General features: G+C 68.0%; 16 protein-coding genes. 10 read left to right on the forward strand and 6 right to left on the reverse strand.

Translation table 11 applies throughout. The annotated features are described in order from the left end of the window. The first annotated feature begins 102 nt into the window (after positions 1–102). From FV233_RS03890 to FV233_RS03920, 7 genes are all read left to right on the forward strand, one after another. Positions 103–2,739, forward strand: a complete 2,637-nt coding sequence (locus FV233_RS03890; RefSeq protein WP_147853127.1) for a TIGR02302 family protein — start codon at positions 103–105, stop codon at positions 2,737–2,739. Positions 2,740–2,896: 157 nt separating this feature from the next. Next, on the forward strand, positions 2,897–3,082 hold the full coding sequence (locus tag FV233_RS03895; RefSeq protein WP_147853126.1) for a twin transmembrane helix small protein: 186 nt from the start codon (positions 2,897–2,899) through the stop codon (positions 3,080–3,082). 169 nt (positions 3,083–3,251) lie between these two features. Then, positions 3,252–3,878, forward strand: a complete 627-nt coding sequence (locus tag FV233_RS03900) for an acyloxyacyl hydrolase (protein ID WP_147853125.1) — start codon at positions 3,252–3,254, stop codon at positions 3,876–3,878. Between the two features lie 94 nt (positions 3,879–3,972). Continuing rightward, positions 3,973–4,545 carry a cob(I)yrinic acid a,c-diamide adenosyltransferase gene (locus FV233_RS03905; protein WP_147853124.1) on the forward strand — a complete coding sequence of 191 codons (573 nt, stop codon included), beginning with the start codon at positions 3,973–3,975 and terminating at the stop codon, positions 4,543–4,545. A 196-nt stretch (positions 4,546–4,741) separates the two neighbouring features. Next, positions 4,742–5,491, forward strand: coding sequence for an electron transfer flavoprotein subunit beta/FixA family protein (locus tag FV233_RS03910; RefSeq protein ID WP_147853123.1), 750 nt, complete (start codon positions 4,742–4,744; stop codon positions 5,489–5,491). Between the two features lie 73 nt (positions 5,492–5,564). Then, on the forward strand, positions 5,565–6,518 hold the full coding sequence (locus tag FV233_RS03915; RefSeq protein ID WP_147853122.1) for an FAD-binding protein: 954 nt from the start codon (positions 5,565–5,567) through the stop codon (positions 6,516–6,518). 190 nt (positions 6,519–6,708) lie between these two features. Continuing rightward, positions 6,709–7,590: a 3-hydroxybutyryl-CoA dehydrogenase gene (locus tag FV233_RS03920; protein WP_147853121.1), complete on the forward strand. Its 882-nt coding sequence runs from the start codon at positions 6,709–6,711 to the stop codon at positions 7,588–7,590. Positions 7,591–7,651: 61 nt separating this feature from the next. Here the strand turns inward: FV233_RS03920 and FV233_RS03925 are convergent, their stop codons facing one another. From FV233_RS03925 to upp, 4 genes are all read right to left on the reverse strand, one after another. Further along, positions 7,652–7,957 carry a hypothetical protein gene (locus tag FV233_RS03925; protein ID WP_147853120.1) on the reverse strand — a complete coding sequence of 102 codons (306 nt, stop codon included), beginning with the start codon at positions 7,955–7,957 and terminating at the stop codon, positions 7,652–7,654. Between the two features lie 99 nt (positions 7,958–8,056). Beyond that, a complete protein-coding gene (locus tag FV233_RS03930; protein ID WP_147853119.1) occupies positions 8,057–9,070 on the reverse strand; it encodes an NAD(P)H-quinone oxidoreductase in 1,014 nt (337 codons plus the stop codon). 109 nt (positions 9,071–9,179) lie between these two features. Beyond that, entirely contained in the window at positions 9,180–10,421 is a 1,242-nt protein-coding gene (locus FV233_RS03935; RefSeq protein ID WP_187277599.1) for an ABC transporter substrate-binding protein, read from the reverse strand. A gap of 156 nt (positions 10,422–10,577) precedes the next feature. Further along, complete coding sequence (upp, locus tag FV233_RS03940; RefSeq protein WP_147853118.1) at positions 10,578–11,213, reverse strand: uracil phosphoribosyltransferase; 636 nt, start codon at positions 11,211–11,213, stop codon at positions 10,578–10,580. Between the two features lie 440 nt (positions 11,214–11,653). Here upp and FV233_RS03945 point away from each other — a divergent pair, with 440 nt between their 5' ends. Further along, complete coding sequence (locus tag FV233_RS03945) at positions 11,654–13,345, forward strand: methyl-accepting chemotaxis protein (RefSeq protein WP_147896666.1); 1,692 nt, start codon at positions 11,654–11,656, stop codon at positions 13,343–13,345. Between the two features lie 55 nt (positions 13,346–13,400). Here FV233_RS03945 and FV233_RS03950 read toward each other — a convergent pair whose 3' ends face one another. Together FV233_RS03950 and FV233_RS03955 are read right to left on the reverse strand one after the other, a co-directional pair. Beyond that, positions 13,401–13,871 (reverse strand): DUF2852 domain-containing protein, encoded by a 471-nt coding sequence (locus tag FV233_RS03950; protein ID WP_147853116.1) that lies wholly within the window; start codon positions 13,869–13,871, stop codon positions 13,401–13,403. A gap of 57 nt (positions 13,872–13,928) precedes the next feature. Then, positions 13,929–14,579 (reverse strand): TetR/AcrR family transcriptional regulator, encoded by a 651-nt coding sequence (locus tag FV233_RS03955; RefSeq protein ID WP_147853115.1) that lies wholly within the window; start codon positions 14,577–14,579, stop codon positions 13,929–13,931. Between the two features lie 193 nt (positions 14,580–14,772). On the opposite strand from FV233_RS03955, the gene FV233_RS03960 reads away from it, so the two are divergent. Next, on the forward strand, positions 14,773–15,069 hold the full coding sequence (locus tag FV233_RS03960) for a hypothetical protein (protein WP_147853114.1): 297 nt from the start codon (positions 14,773–14,775) through the stop codon (positions 15,067–15,069). 120 nt (positions 15,070–15,189) lie between these two features. Next, the gene (locus FV233_RS03965) at positions 15,190–15,582 is read left to right on the forward strand and encodes a thioredoxin family protein (protein ID WP_147853113.1); all 393 of its coding nucleotides are present in this window, start codon (positions 15,190–15,192) and stop codon (positions 15,580–15,582) included. Positions 15,583–15,584 lie beyond the last annotated feature (2 nt).

Consider the following 15,584-nt stretch of genomic DNA (forward strand, 5'->3'; position numbering starts at 1 on the left):
CCGCCGACCAGCGCGGCCCACCATGCTAGCCTCGCGTTGTCGGAGCCCGGATCTCCTCGGGCACTTACAGCAAATCCTCGAGATTGAGGCGGAACGGTCGGCGTGAACGACAGGGACGGCTTCGACAGCAGCACCGGGACGGGACAGGCGGCTGCCGCGCGGCTCGACCGGCTCGTCGCCCAGGCCCGGGCGGCATCCCTTTGGGAGCAGGCTTGGCCGGTGCTGTGGCGCGGCCTCGGCGTCGGCCTGTTGTTCCTCGCTCTGTCCTGGGCCGGCCTGTGGCTCGACCTCGGCCCGCTCTGGCGGCAGATCGGGCTCGCCATTCTGGCCGTCATGCTGGTCGTCGCGCTGCTGCCGCTGGCGCATCTCGCGCGGCCCGATCGCCGGGTCGCCCTGGCTCGGCTCGACCGGGAGGCGGCCGCGCGCGATCCAGCCCTGCGTCATGGACCAGCCTCGGCGGCGCAGGATACGCTGGCGGTCGGCGCCGCGGATCCTGGCAGCCGGACCCTTTGGGCGCTCCATCAGCGCCGGGCCGCACAGGCGGTCGCGGCCCTACGGGTCGGATTGCCGCGCCCCGGCATGACGCGACGCGATCCCTATGCCCTGCGGGCCGGGATCGTGGTGGCCGCGGTGGCCAGTTTGTTCGTGGCCGGCCCCGAATGGTGGGCGCGCGTCGGAGCCGCGTTCGACTGGCACGAGCCGGTGGCTCCGGGGCCGAATTTCCGGGTCGACGGCTGGATCGATCCGCCGCTCTACACCCGCCTTCCGCCGCTCCTGATCGCGATGGATGGCAGCGACCAGCACCTGCGGGCGCCGGTCAACGCGCAGTTGATCGTACGCATCGCCGGTCAGGGGAAGGCCGCGGCGAACACCACGCTGACGCCGAATGCCGGGCTCAAGCCGATCCCCGGCCAGGAGGAACGGCCGGACCTGCGCGAGGAGCGCTATCGCATCGTCGGCGGGGCTGAACTTGTCATCGTCACGCCCGCCGGCCGACAGACGCTGACCGTGGACGCAATCCCGGACCGGCCGCCCGAGGTGACGGCCGTCGGCGGCCCTGAAGTGAACGGTCGCGGCACCTTCAATCTCACCTACCGTGCCAAGGACGATTACGGGATCAGCTCCGCGGAGGGTGTGATCGAGCCCCTGAAGGCCGGCCGCTCGCTGGCGCCGGTCCCACGGATCAACCTTGCGTTGCCGGCCGATGCCTCCGGCGAGACCGACACAAAAACCCTGGTCGATCTCACCGACAGCCCGTGGTCGGGCGCCCGGGTACGTTATCAGATCGTCGTCAAGGATGAGGCCGGCCAGGAGGGGCGTACGGCGTCCGCCGAGATCACGCTCCCGGCGCGGCAATTCCGGGATCCGCTGGCCCGGGCACTCGCCGAGGATCGCCGCCGCCTCGTCACGGCGCCGGATACGGACCGCCTGTGGGTGCAGGGTGCCCTCGACGCGCTCCTGGTCGCCCCCGACATGTTCACGCCGCAGCCGCCGGTCTTCCTCGGCCTTCGGACCGCAACGCAGCGCCTGCGCCGGGCGAAGTCCGATGCCGACCTAATCGAGGTCGCCGATCTCCTGTGGGAGATGGCGTTGAAGATCGAGGACGGCGACCTGTCGGATGCCGAGAAGCAGCTGCGGCAAGCCCAGGATCGGCTGAAGGAGGCGATCGAGCGCAACGCCCCCGACGACGAGATCAAGCGCCTCACGCAGGATCTCAAGCAGGCCCTCGACAAGTTCCTCTCGCAGATGGCGGAGAAGCAGGGCCGCCAGCCGCGCGATCCGGGCGAGAAGGGTCAGAGCAACCAGCAATCGAAGACGGTCACGCCCGAGGATCTCGACAAGATGATCCAGGACATGGCCGAGGCGATGAAGCGTGGCGACACCGCCGAGGCGCAACGCTTGATGGAGCAGTTGCGCAACATCCTGGAGAATCTTCAGACCGCGGAGAAGGGCGGCAAATCCGATCAGGCCAGCCGCGAGATGCAGAAACAGATGCGCGACCTCGACGCGATGGCGCGCGAGCAGCAGGGCCTGCGTGACGAGACCTTCAAGGACGGGCAGGAGCCCGGCAACGGCCAGCAGCGTCCGTCGAATCGCGGGCAGCAACAGCAGCAGGGCAACCGCGGGCAGCCGCAACAGGGCCAGGGGAAGCAGAGCCCGGGGCAGCAGGGTCAGCAGGGACAAGGCAAACCGGGTCAGAAGCAAAAGGGCCAGGGCGAGCGGGGCCAAGGCGAGCAAGGCAATGTCGGCGATCGGCAGCAGTCCCTGCGGCAGCGCCTGGAGGAACTCGAGCAGCGCATGAAGGAGAACGGCATGCGCGGCGAGCAGGGCCTGTCCGACGCCGAGGACGCCATGCGCGAGGCCGAGAACGCCCTGAAGCAGGGCGATGCCGACGAGGCGGTGGATGCCCAGGGCCGCGCGCTCGAAGGCCTGAAGAAGGGCGCCGAAGGCATGGCGCAGCAGATGCAGGAGATGGCCGAGGGCCAGGGCGAGGGTCAGCAGGAAGGCGGCCAACAGCCCGGTCAGCAGGGCCAGGCCGGCGCCCGCGACGACGACCCCCTCGGTCGTCCGACCAAGGGCCGGGACATGAGCGACGGCCGGGTCCGGGTGCCGACCGCCGACGAATCGGCCGTCCAGCGTGCGCGCCGCATCATGGAAGAGCTGCGGCGTAAGCTCGGCGATCCCACCCGGCCGCGGGAGGAGCTCGATTATTTCGAGCGCCTGCTCCGGCGCAATTGACTGCGAGGGCCGGCTTCCCCTGGGTTAGCCGGCCGTCGCGGTCGCCTCATGATCGGTGCGCCAGACCGGCTCCTCGTCGGCCGTGCGTGCCGGATGCTTCTCGTCAAGCGGCGGCGCGCCGGATCCCGGCGCCCGTCGGGTTCGGATTTCGCTTGCCATGTCCTCCAATCTGCTTGTCTTCGTAGCCTGTGCGGCAGTCGCCGTGGTCCTGCTGTTCGGCCTCGCCAACATGATGCGGGGTGGCAGCGCCAGCGTCTCGCAAAGACTGATGCGCCTGCGCGTGCTGCTGCAGTTCGTGGCGATCGTGGTCATTATGGGCGTGGTCTGGTGGCGCTCGGCCTGAACGCGGCTTCCGGATCCGACAGCCACATTTCGAAACGCCGCCTCACTGTGTCCATGTCGCCGCACCGCGCGCCTTTCGCGGGGGACCGGGATGAATTGGGCGCCGGCGTCCTGAGGGGGCGTGCTACGCTCGGTAGAGACAGACCGACTTGCCCAACCGGCCGAGCCCCATGATTGCCGCCCTCCGCACCTGCGTCGTCAGCCTGATCATCGGTGCGGCGATCCTGCCAGCCTCCGCGGCGGACGTTCCCGCCCTGCCTGCGGCTTACGCGGCGCCGGCCCAGCCGCTGAGCATCGTATCGGAGGTGCGCATCGGCGGTGCAGTGCAGGATCCGGGTAGCGCCGAGGGCAAGCTCCCGGGCTTCAGCAAGGCGAACGTCAACGGCGAGATCCTGTTCGCCAAGCCGCAGGTCAGCGCCGACCCGTTCTGGCAGGCCTTCGTACCGCGTCCGACGGTGGGCGGCAGTTACAACACCGGTGGCCGGACCAGCTACGCGTATCTCGGCGCGACCTGGACCGTCGATATCTTCCCCGAGACCCTGGGTCGGCGCGTGTTCCTCGACGGCTTCTTCGGCGGCGTCGCCCATAACGGCTATACCGGGCCGAAGGCGCTGACGCCCTACGGCTTCAACACGTTGGGCTGCTCACCGATGTTCCGCGAGGCGGCGGCGCTCGGCTATCGCCTGACCGAGCATTGGAGCGTCATGGCAACGGTCGAGCACATGTCGAATGCCGGCCTCTGTGCGAACAACCGGGGCCTGACCAATTTCGGCGGCAAGATCGGCTACACGTTCTGATCACCGGGCCGATTGCGCGGCCGACGGAAGGGCTCTAGGCCCTACGGGTCGCGAGCCCGCCGGGCTTCGCCAGCCGTTGTGAGGCGCAGGTCCCGTGGTCAAGCTCAACCGGATCTACACACGCACCGGCGACAAGGGCACGACCGCCCTGGCGGACGGGCAGCGCCGGTCCAAGGCGGACCTCCGGGTCGAGACCTACGGCACGGTCGACGAGACCAATGCCTGCATCGGGATGGTCCGCCTGCACACGGAAGGCGCCCTCGACGGGATGCTCGGGGCGATCCAGAACGACCTGTTCGATCTGGGCGCCGACCTCGCGACCCCGCCGAGCCCGGAGCCGCTGCCCTACGAGCCGCTGCGCATCGTCGCCAGCCAGGTCGAGCGGCTGGAGCGCGACATCGACGCCCTCAACGCGTCGATCCCGCCGCTGAAATCCTTCGTGCTCCCCGGCGGATCACCGGCCTCGGCGGCGCTTCACCTCGCGCGCACCGTGTGCCGGCGTGCCGAGCGCCTGGCGGTGAGCCTAGCCGACCGCGACGACGAGATCGTCTCGCCCCAGGCGATCCAGTACCTCAATCGCCTCTCGGACTTCCTGTTCGTGGCGAGCCGCACCGCCAACGCCGATGGGGCCGACGACGTGCTCTGGGTGCCGGGCGCCAACCGCTGAGGCGAATCGGAACGGGGCATCGCTGCGTCGAAGACCAGTCCGGCCCGGCAGCACCATTACCCGCCCCGCGTTGACAAGGCGGAAATGTGGCCGTTACGGTCCGCCCGCTTCGCGGACCCGCCGTCCCCACGCGTCGAACGTTCGAAGGCCTGGCGGGTCCGGCAACAAGAATCCACGGGGAAGGATCGAGACCGCCATGAAGGTGCTGGTGCCCGTCAAGAGGGTGGTGGACTACAACGTCAAGATCCGCGTGAAAGCCGATGGCTCCGGGGTCGAACTCGCCAACGTCAAGATGTCGATGAACCCCTTCGACGAGATCGCCGTCGAAGAGGCGATCCGCCTGAAGGAAAAGGGCACCGTCACCGAGATCGTTGCCGTGTCGATCGGCCCGCAGCAGGCGCAGGAGACGCTGCGTACCGCCCTCGCGATGGGCGCCGACCGGGCCATCCTGGTCAAGACCGACGTCACTTGCGAGCCGCTGGCGGTGGCCAAGCTCCTGAAGGCCGTGGTCGAGAAGGAGACGCCGCAGCTGGTGATCCTGGGCAAGCAGGCGATCGACGACGATTCGAACCAGACCGGCCAGATGCTGGGTGCATTGCTCGGCTGGCCGCAGGGCACCTTCGCGTACAAGATCGAGGCTTCCGAAGGCAGCCTCGACGTGACCCGGGAGGTCGATGGCGGCTTGCAGACCGTAACGCTCAAGCTCCCGGCGATCGTCACCACCGATCTGCGCCTCAACGAGCCGCGCTACGCCTCGCTGCCGAACATTATGAAGGCCAAGAAGAAGCCGCTCGAGGAGCTGAGCCCCGAAGCGCTCGGAGTCGACGTGACCCCGCGGCTCAAGGTGCTCAAGACCGCCGAGCCGCCGGGACGCTCCGCCGGCGTCAAGGTCGGGTCGGCCGCGGAACTCGTACAGAAGCTCAAGGTCGAAGCCGGCGTGATCTGATTTTTTCCGAGCTGAGCCGCGTTCCCGTCGAGGCGGTCGAGCGCGGCCAGCCGCAACCGAGGTTCACACGCACATGACGACACTCCTTTTCGTCGAACACGGCAACGGCCAGATCAAGGACGGCACCCTGAAAGCGCTGACCGCCGCCAAGGATATCGGCGCGCCGGTCCACGCCCTCGTGCTCGGCGCCGGCTCGAAGGCGGTCGCCGAGGCGGCGGCCAAGCTCGACGGCGTCGAGAAGGTGCTGAACGCCGAGGACGGCGTCTACGACCACGACCTCGCCGAGCCGGTCGGCGCGCTGATCGCGTCGATCGCCGGGCCCTACGACATCATCATCGCGTCGGCCTCGACGACGGGCAAGAACATCCTGCCGCGGGTGGCCGCCCTGCTCGATGTCGCCCAGGTCTCGGACATCATCAAGGTGATCTCGCCCGACACGTTCGAGCGTCCGATCTACGCCGGCAACGCCATCCAGACCGTGCAGATCCCCGCCGGCAAGACGGTGATCACGGTGCGTACAGCAGCGTTCAAGGCGTCGGAGCAGGGCAGCGCGGCAGCCCCCGTCGAGGCCGTCTCCGCGGCGGCGCCCGAGTCCGGTGGGTCCGCCTTCAAGGGCGAGGAAATCGCCAAGTCGGATCGGCCGGAGCTGGCCTCGGCGCGGATCATCGTGTCGGGCGGCCGCTCGCTCGGATCGTCGGAGAAGTTCCACGCGCTGATCGAGCCCCTGGCCGATGCCCTGGGCGCCGCGGTCGGCGCCTCGCGCGCGGCGGTGGATGCCGGCTACGCGCCGAACGATTGGCAGGTCGGCCAGACCGGCAAGGTCGTGGCGCCGGATCTCTACGTAGCGGTCGGCATCTCCGGGGCGATCCAGCACCTCGCCGGCATGAAGGACTCGAAGGTCATCGTCGCGATCAACAAGGACGAGGACGCGCCGATCTTCCAGGTGGCGGATTACGGGTTGGTCGGTGACCTATTCCAGGTTGTGCCGGACTTCCAGGCGGAGATCGGCAAGGCAAAGGGTCAGTAACGGTCGTGCTCGCCCGGCCTGGTTCACCGGGCGAGCATTGTCGCAACGCGCCTGCGGGCGGGTTCCTTCTGCGAACAAGAATGGTCTAGAAGTCAGGGACGGCCCGTCTTCGCGCGGGCCGCGGCGTTGGCGCAGTCCACCCCCTCGGGCAGTCGCGCAGCAACGGCCGTATGGGGGCACAGGTCGACAGATGGACATGGAGATCAAGCGGGTCGGCATCATCGGCGCGGGCCAGATGGGCAGCGGCATCGCGCAGGTCTGCGCCGCCGCCGGCCTCGATGTCCTGCTGAACGACCGCGACCCGAACCGTCTCGAGACCGGCCTGTCGTCGATCGACGCGGGTCTGTCGCGGCTCGTGTCCAAGGGCACGATCGAAGAGATTGAGAGCCGGGAGATCCGGTCGCGCATCAAGCCGGCGCACGGCTTCGCCGACCTCGGCCCCGCCGACCTCGTGATCGAGGCGGCCACGGAGAACGAGGCGACCAAGCGGGAGATCTTCTCGACCCTCTGCGCGTCCCTGCGCCCGGATGCGATCGTGGCGACCAATACGTCGTCGATCTCGATCACCCGGCTGGCCGCGGCGACCGATCGGCCGGAGCGGTTCATCGGCATCCACTTCATGAATCCCGTGCCGGTGATGCAGCTCGTTGAGCTGATCCGCGGCATCGCCACGGAGGATTCCACCTACGAGTCGGCCAAGGCGTTCATCGCCAAGCTCGGCAAGATCTCGACGATGTCGGAGGATTTTCCGGCCTTCATCGTCAACCGCATCCTGCTGCCGATGATCAACGAGGCGATCTACACGCTCTACGAGGGCGTGGGGTCGGTCGAGTCGATCGACACCGCCATGAAGCTCGGGGCGAACCACCCGATGGGGCCGTTGCAGCTGGCCGACTTCATCGGGCTGGATACCTGCCTGTCCGTGATGCAGGTGCTCTATGAAGGCCTGGCTGATTCGAAGTACCGGCCCTGCCCGCTTCTGGTGAAGTACGTGGAGGCCGGTTGGCTGGGTCGCAAGGCCAAGCGCGGGTTCTACGACTATCGCGGGCCGACGCCGATCCCGACGCGCTGAGCGCCGGGTCGAAGCGAACGGCTCATGGGACGGCGCCGGGCGCCGTCCCAAATCACCAGACTTACTTCGCCGTCCCGCCGTTCGCGTTCGGCTGAGCCGGCTGCGGGTAGGACGGGTTGCCCCCCGGGACCGCGCTGCTGTTCGACGGTGCGGCGCTCCCGGACTGACCGTTGACCGAGCCGGTTACCTCGCGCCGCGACGCATCCTGGCTCTGGCTGGCATAGTCCTTCGGAGAGTTGGCGCCGTTCCAGGTCAGCAGGCCGACCGTCGCGATCGCCAGCAGAACGAGACTGCCGACCAGGACCCACAAAACCGGCTTGCCGCGCTGGCCCTGCCGGCTCTCCTGCGGGTTCAGTTTCTCCACCATTCTCACACCCTCCCCACCCGGACGCGACGCACGCGACACGATTTCGTTACCGGCCGCCAACGCGGCGTCGCCGAAGCGGGTTCCTGTCGAGCGCGCCGGTTACCGGCCGGTGGTGAGGAGGATCTTGCCGAGGTGGGCGCTCGATTCCATCAGTTCGTGGGCCTTCTGCGCCTGCTCCAGCGGGAAGGTGGCATGGGTCACCGAGCGGATCCGGCCGGCCTCGAGCTCCGGCCAGACATCCTTGCGCAGGCCCTCGGCGATCACGGCCTTGTCGGCTTTCGGGCGGGGCCGCAGGGTCGAGCCCGTGAAGGTCAGCCGGTTGCGCATGATCGGGGTGATGTTCAGCCCATCCACCTTGTAGCCGCCCATGAGGGCGATCATCACCAGTCGGCCGTCCGGGGCCAGTGATTTGATGTTGCGGCCGAGGTAGCTCGCGCCGATCATGTCGAGGATGACGTCGACGCCGCGGCCGTCGGTGAGACGCTTGATCTCCTCGGCGAAGTCGGCCTGCTTGTAGTCGATCGCCGCATCGGCGCCGAGATCCTCGCAGAAGCGGCACTTCTCGGCCGAGCCCGCGGTGGCGAAGACCCGGGCGCCGACATGCTTGGCGATCTGGATCGCCGTCGCCCCGATGCCGCTCGACCCGCCATGGACCAGGAAGCTCTCGCCCTTCGCGAGACGACCGCGCTGGACCACGTTCGAATAGACCGTGAAGAAGGTTTCCGGCAGGCCGGCTGCATCGACCAGCGAGAGCGCCTTGGGGCGGGGCAGGCAATGGGAGGCCTCGGCCACTGCGAACTCGGCGTAGCCGCCGCTGATCACCAGGGCGCAGACCTCCTCGCCGATGGCGAGACCCTGGACCCCCTCCCCCAAAGCCGCGATGCGGCCGGCCACTTCGAGGCCCGGGATCTCGGTGGCGCCGGGCGGGGGCGGGTACAGGCCGGCGCGCTGCATGACGTCCGGGCGGTTCACGCCGGCGGCCACCACCTCGATCAGGACCTGGCCCTGTCCGGGGCTCGGCAGCGGCGCAGTCTCGACGGCGAGGACCTCCGGCCCGCCCGGTCCCGTGAAGTGGATCCGGCGCATGGTCTCGGGCAGGGCGGTGCTGGCCATCGAAGCGTCCTCAACGCGTGCGTGTTCCGGGCCACGCCCCTGGGGACGCGGTCCGGCTGTACTTGCGGCAACGGGCGCGCTTGGCAAGCGCGGCGCCGAGGCGGCCGGCCTATCGCACCGCCGCCTTCACGGCCGGGGGCAGAACGATCTTGCCTTGCGCCAGGCTCGTCGGCCAGATCGCGACCTGCTTGCCGTCCTGCCACTGCGCCATCAGCCCGGTGACGAAGCCCGGCCCGTACTTGATCGAGTGCGTAAAGGGGTCGTCCTTGCCGTAGAACTGCGTCCGGCCCACCGTGCCGACCCAGTCGGTCTTCTCCAGGGCTTCGACGAGCTTGTCGGCCTCGGTGGAGCCCGCCCGCTTCACCGCATCGGCCGTGTAGTAGACCTGATCGTAGGCCATGTAGCCGGCATAGGACGGATCGCTGCCGAAGCGCTTCTTGAAGGCCTCGCTGAAGGCCAGCGACTTGTCGGTGATCGCGGCGCCCGGCACCGCGATGCTCTGGAAGATCACGCCCTGGGTCGCCCCGTTGGTGTTGGCCCAGAAGGTCGAGGAGGTCGCCTGCGAGTTCATGCCGGTCATGGCCAGCGGCACCTGCTGGTTGCGCCACTGCACGGTCGGCTGCACCCCGACATGCGAGATGCCGGTGACGATCAGGTCCGGCTTGCCGGCCTCGATCTTGTTGTAGATCGGCGTGAAGTCGCCGGTATCCGGCGAGAACCGGATGTGATCGACCACCTTCACGCCGATCTCGGGCAGGCATTTCTCGTAGGCCGCGTCGAGCGGACGGGTCCAGGCCGCGTCCTCGCTCATGATCGAGGCGGTCTTCACCTTCATCAGGTCGAGGAGCATGTCCTTGGTCGAGTCGCAGATCGACTGGGCCAGAGCCGCCGAGGTGAGATAGCCGTGGAAGGTGTACTTGTTGCGGGCGTAATCCTTGTGGACCGCGAGGCTGATTTCGTTGGAGGCGGCACCCGGGGTGATCATCGGGGTCTTGAGCCGGGCAGCCCAGGGCATCAGCGCCAGCACGACTTCGGAGATGTAGCTGGCGATGACGACGTGGGCCTTATCCTCGGAGACCGCCCGCTGGAACGCCCGGACGGCGTCGGAGGCCGAACTCTTGTCGTCGTAGGAGACCACCTGGATCTGGCGCCCGTCGACCCCGCCCTTCGCGTTGATCTCGTCGGCGGCGAGCTGGACAGCCTGAGGGATCGAGGCCCCGACCACCGATTGCGCCTCCGCGATCACCCCGATCTTGATCGGGTCCGCCGCCCGGGACTCACCCGCGGCCAACAACCCGGCCGCTGCCAGCAGGGCCGCCGCCCGGCTCGTCACGCTGCGATCCATCGCCATGCTGATTCCTCCTCCGGGCCGTGCGGCTTTTGGCGCCGCATCGGGGGTCGGACGATTTTTGTAGCATTCGGCGAGATGAATACAATGTGCATCCAGCCAATGTGCGAAACAGCGGCGGACTGATCGATAGAATTGGCCCAGCCGGGGGCTGTTCGATCAGCGGGTGCCGTACATCCGGTCACCCGCATCGCCCAGGCCCGGTACGATGTAGCCGTGGTCGTTCAGATGGCTGTCGATCGCCGCCGTCCAGATCGGGACGTCGGGATGCGCGGCCTGGAACTTCGCCAGACCCTCCGGGGCGGCCAAAAGGCAGACGAAACGCAGGTCGGAGGCGCCCCGGGCCTTCAGCCGGTCGAGCGCCGCGATGGCGGAATTCGCGGTGGCGAGCATCGGGTCGAGCACCAGCACGGTCCGGTCGGCGAGGTCGGACGGGGCCTTGAAATAATACTCGACCGCTTCGAGCGTCTCGGGATCGCGGTACAGCCCGACATGGGCGACCCGGGCCGAGGGCACCAGCGACAGCATCCCGTCGAGGAAACCGACGCCCGCCCGCAGGATCGGTGCGAAGACCAGTTTCTTGCCCTGGATCTGTCGGCCTTCCATCGGCTGGATCGGCGTCTCGATGGTAACCGGTTCCAGCGGCAGGTCCCGGGTCACCTCGTAGGCGAGCAGCATGCCGATCTCGTTCAGCAGCTGGCGAAACCCCTTGGTCGAGCGGTTCTTGTCCCGCAGATAGGTGAGCTTGTGTTGCACCAGGGGGTGATCGACCACCGTGACCCGACTCGCCGGCATCGCACATCCCTCCACCCCAGAGGGGCAGGAATGCCGGAGCGAGCGCCGGGGCGCAACGTGACACGGCGCGAATACACCTATTCGAACCCGATCGAGGCCACGCGTTCACCGGACCCCGGAACTACATCGGCACGGGGCAGCGGTCGGGTGACGACGCGCATGCGCGCCCGACCCTCACAAAATCGTCCCCGGTTGCGGCAGAAACCCACGCTCATTTTTGCGTGATGTGATCACTATTCGATCGAACTATAAATTCCTTGATTTGTTTCCTTGATCTAACCGCCAAATATACAAACTCAATGTCATGATTGTTCTATAATATGCGAAACAAACTTACGCCCACTTGAAACATAAACTGCCCTCAAACATTTTCGAACGACTTTTCAAAGACACACCCGGTCTGCTAGCTGGCGCCATCACCGCGGTATCGGTTCAAAGCCATGCGCCTCACCGTTTCACTCAAGACGACGCTTGCAGCGATATTTGGATTGTTCGCCGTTATTGCGGCAGGTCAGGGTAGTCTATCGATTATCGAGCTAACCGACATTCGGCATGCGATGACGAAGGTCGCGAACAACTGGCTTCCGTCAGTGTCGCGGATCAACGAAGTCGAGGTCGCGGCCTCGGAGGTGCGGATCAAGCAATTCCGCCTGATAACCCTCTCCAAGGATCCCGACAGCCTCAGGGCCGGCGAGACGCAACTCGCGGTGACGCTCACGCAGCTCGCCGAGCGGCGCAAGACCTACGAGCGCCTGATCTCCACGCCCGAGGAGCGGGGCCTTTACGACGCGTTCGCCGCCCTATGGAGCCGCTATGAGCAGATCGACGGCGCGATGCGGCGGCTGATCGCCTCCGGCAAGCAGGCCGAGGCGCTCGCGCAGCTCGGCGGACCCGACACGGTGAAGATCTACGACGATGCGCGTGCCTCGCTCTCGCGTCTGGTCGCCCTGAACGAACGGAACGCCACCCGGGAGGTCGACGAGGCGGTGGATCGGGCCAAGACCGCGTCCGCGGCCGCCTGGGGCAACGTCATCCTGTCGGTCATCGCGGCGCTCGCGGCGGCGGCCTTCTCCCTGTTTCGGATTTCGCGTCCGATCCAGCGGATGACCGAGATCATGTCCCGGCTCGCCGGCGGCGATACCGGCGTGACGGTGCCGGCCCGTGACCGGCACGACGAGATCGGCGCCATGGCGGCGGCCGTGGAGGTGTTCAAGGACAACCTGATCCGCACCTGCGCTCTCGAGGCCGAGACCGCGCAGGCACGTGCCGCCGCCGAGGAGCAGCGCAAGGCCGGCATGCGCGAGATGGCCGAGAAATTCGAGAAGGCGGTCGGCGGCATCATCGGTCAGGTCTCGTCCTCCGCGACGGAACTGCAGACCACCGCGAGCGCGCTGTCGGCCATGGCCGGGCAGACATCGGCTCAATCCGGCGCGGTCGCGTCCGCAGCCGAGGAGGCGGCCAGCAACGTCAACACCGTGGCTGCGGCCGCCGAGGAGTTGGGCTCGTCGGTACAGGAGATCGGCCGGCAGATGGACGCATCGGCCAAGCTGGCCCAGAGAGCCGCCGACGAGGCCGGGCAGACCAGTGCGCTGGTGCACGAACTGAGCGGTGCCGTGGCCCGGATCGGCGACGTCGTCGGGCTGATCTCGTCGATCGCCGGCCAGACCAACCTGCTGGCGCTCAACGCGACCATCGAGGCGGCCCGCGCGGGAGATGCGGGGCGTGGCTTCGCGGTGGTGGCGTCAGAGGTGAAGGCGCTGGCCGAGCAGACCGCCAAGGCGACCGAGGAGATCGCCGGCCAGATCGCCCGCGTCCAGGGATCGACCGGACAGGCCGTGACGGCGATCGGGTCGATCACCGGGCGGATCCAGGACATCAGCACCGTCGCGACCTCGATCGCCGCCGCCGTCGAGGAGCAGGGCGCGGCGACGCAGGAGATCGTCCGCAACGTCGGACAGGCCGCGATCGGCACCGGCGAGGTCACCAGCAACATCGCGGGCGTCGCAGAGGCTGCCGAGGCGACAGGACGATCGGCGGCGCAGGTGCTCGGCGCGGCCTCCGAGCTGTCGCGGCAATCCGAGCATCTCACCGCGGAGGTGTCCCGCTTCCTCGATACGGTGCGGGCAGCCTGAGACCTCATAAAAACGGGGCCCAGCCGTCCGGCCGGGCCCCGCATCTGGCTCGCGTTCAGGCCGTGTAGGAGCGGTCTTGGCCGCCCTCGCCGCGGCGCTTGGCCATGAAGGCGTCGAACTGTTCGCGGTCCTTGGCCCGCTTCAGCTCCTCGACGAAGTCGGTGAAGGCGCGGCTCTCGTCTTCCAGGGCCTTCCGCTGCGCTTCGAGCCGATCGAGCTCGGCCCGGCGATAGGCGTCGAACGCCGCATTGCCGGTTCCGCCACGGTTGGCGGCCTCGAAGGTTCGGGCGAAGCGCGAGGCCGAGCGTCCGCTGCCCTCGAAGCCGGCCACGCCCCGGCGTGCGGCGTCGCGCAGTTCCGAGAAGGCGGGATAGCCGGCGATCTTCCAGGCGACGAGCGCGAGGCCGACCGGCCACCAGTAGATGAACCCGACGACGATCGCGCCGATTTCGAGGGACCGACGGGGGAATGGGCCGGAGCGGCAGAGCTTGCCGGTCGCCCAGGGGGAAGAAGATTGCGTGGTCACGGCTTGGCTCCGCTGCTCATGTGAACGGAGTTAACATGCGGGTGCCGGGGCGCGCTTTCAAGACCGGGCTCGTTCACCTGGTTGCGCAACGCCATGGACCAGCGCCAGCACGCCAGCGCGCAGGAGTTCGTACTTGTCCGGAAAGCCCGGTCCCCGCGGCAGGTGCCCGGCGGCCGACAGGGTCGCGATGCCGTGTGCCAGCGCCCAGACCTCGAGGGCGATGAACCGGGGCGCCACGCCCCCGAACCCGTCCGCGAAGGTCGCCTGCAGCGCCTCGACGAGCAGGTCGAACGGAGATGGGCGGCCGGGCGCCCCCGCCTCCGTCTCGGACGGCTCGGCCACGGCGCCGCGGGTCTCGAAGATCGCCGCGTAATAGGCCGGCTCCTCTTCGGCGAAGGCGAGGTAGGCTTCGCCCATCCGGGTGAAGCGCTCGAGGGGCGTACCCCGGGAGGTCAGCGCCCTCGCCAGCCGGGCCGCGAGTTCCGCAAAGCCGCGCCCGGCCAGTTCTTCGAGCAGCGCATCGCGGCCGCGGAAGTGCCGATAGAGGGCGGCCGGCGTCACCCCGACCAGGCGGGCGGCATCCACCAGCGCGAATCCGCCGATCCCGCGCTCGGCGATGAACCGGCGCGCGGCCTCGATCAGGGCCTCCTTGAGGTTCCCGTGGTGATAGCTTCGCCGGTCACCCGGTCCGTCTCGCCAGGGTCGCAAGTTTTCATGTCCTCTGCGCGCGCGCAGGCATTACGGTCGAGCACGACGTTTGTTTCGGTCATGAACGGGGGCCGACTGCTTGACCCGCCCTGAAAGGCGCAACACGATCGGCTCGTAATCGGTCGAATCGCGTCGCACCCTCTAAAAGACGGGCATAGTACTGCCGCGTTCGCCACAGGGAAAACCATTCGGCATGGCTTTCGTGAGTCTGAAAGCGTGGCGCACGCGCTCGGCGGAGCGTGCCGGGATCGCCGCGCGTCTCAAGCAGGAGCTGATCGTTGCGCTCGGCCTGAGCGAGGCCGACGCGCTGGCCGTGAACGAGATCGCCTGCGCGGATCCCGGCTGCCCCGACATGGAGACCATCGTGCTGGTGATGCGGGCCGGTGTCGCCACGCGGGCACTCCGGATCCGGCGTCCGATGGACGCCGTGGACGCGCAGGACATCGCGGATCTGATCGAACAGGACCGATCGGGCGATGCCTCTCGATGATGTGACAACGCGCCGGCGCCTGATCCCACCTTCGGCGCCGCGTTCCGGACCCCATCGTGTAACGACACCGGGGAGGACGCCGAAAGACCATCAAGGCCCTGGCGCCGGAGGAAATGCATCATGAAGAGCCGACGCGCCGCGCTTGCGCTCGCCTGTCTCGCCCTCGCCGCCAGCCTGTCGCCGGCCCTTGCCGGTGAGACGATGCCGTTCTCGGCGGCGTCGTTCGAGGCGGCGCAGAAGAGCGGCAAGCCGATCCTGATCGAGGTCAGCGCCCCCTGGTGCCCGATCTGCAAGACACAGAAGCCGATCCTGGCCAAGCTCGCCGGGGAGCCGCGTTTCAAGGATCTCCAGATCTTCGATGTCGATTTCGACAGTCAGAAAGAGCTGCTGCGGCGCCTCAATGTGCGGATGCAGAGCACGCTGATCGCCTACAAGGGCGAGACCGAGATGGGCCGCTCGGTGGGCGAGACCCAGCCGGAATGGATTGAGGGCCTGCTCGAAAAGACCCTCTGATC

The sequence above is a fragment of the Methylobacterium sp. WL7 genome (assembly GCF_008040085.1).
Classification (GTDB): Bacteria; Pseudomonadota; Alphaproteobacteria; order Rhizobiales; family Beijerinckiaceae; genus Methylobacterium; species Methylobacterium mesophilicum.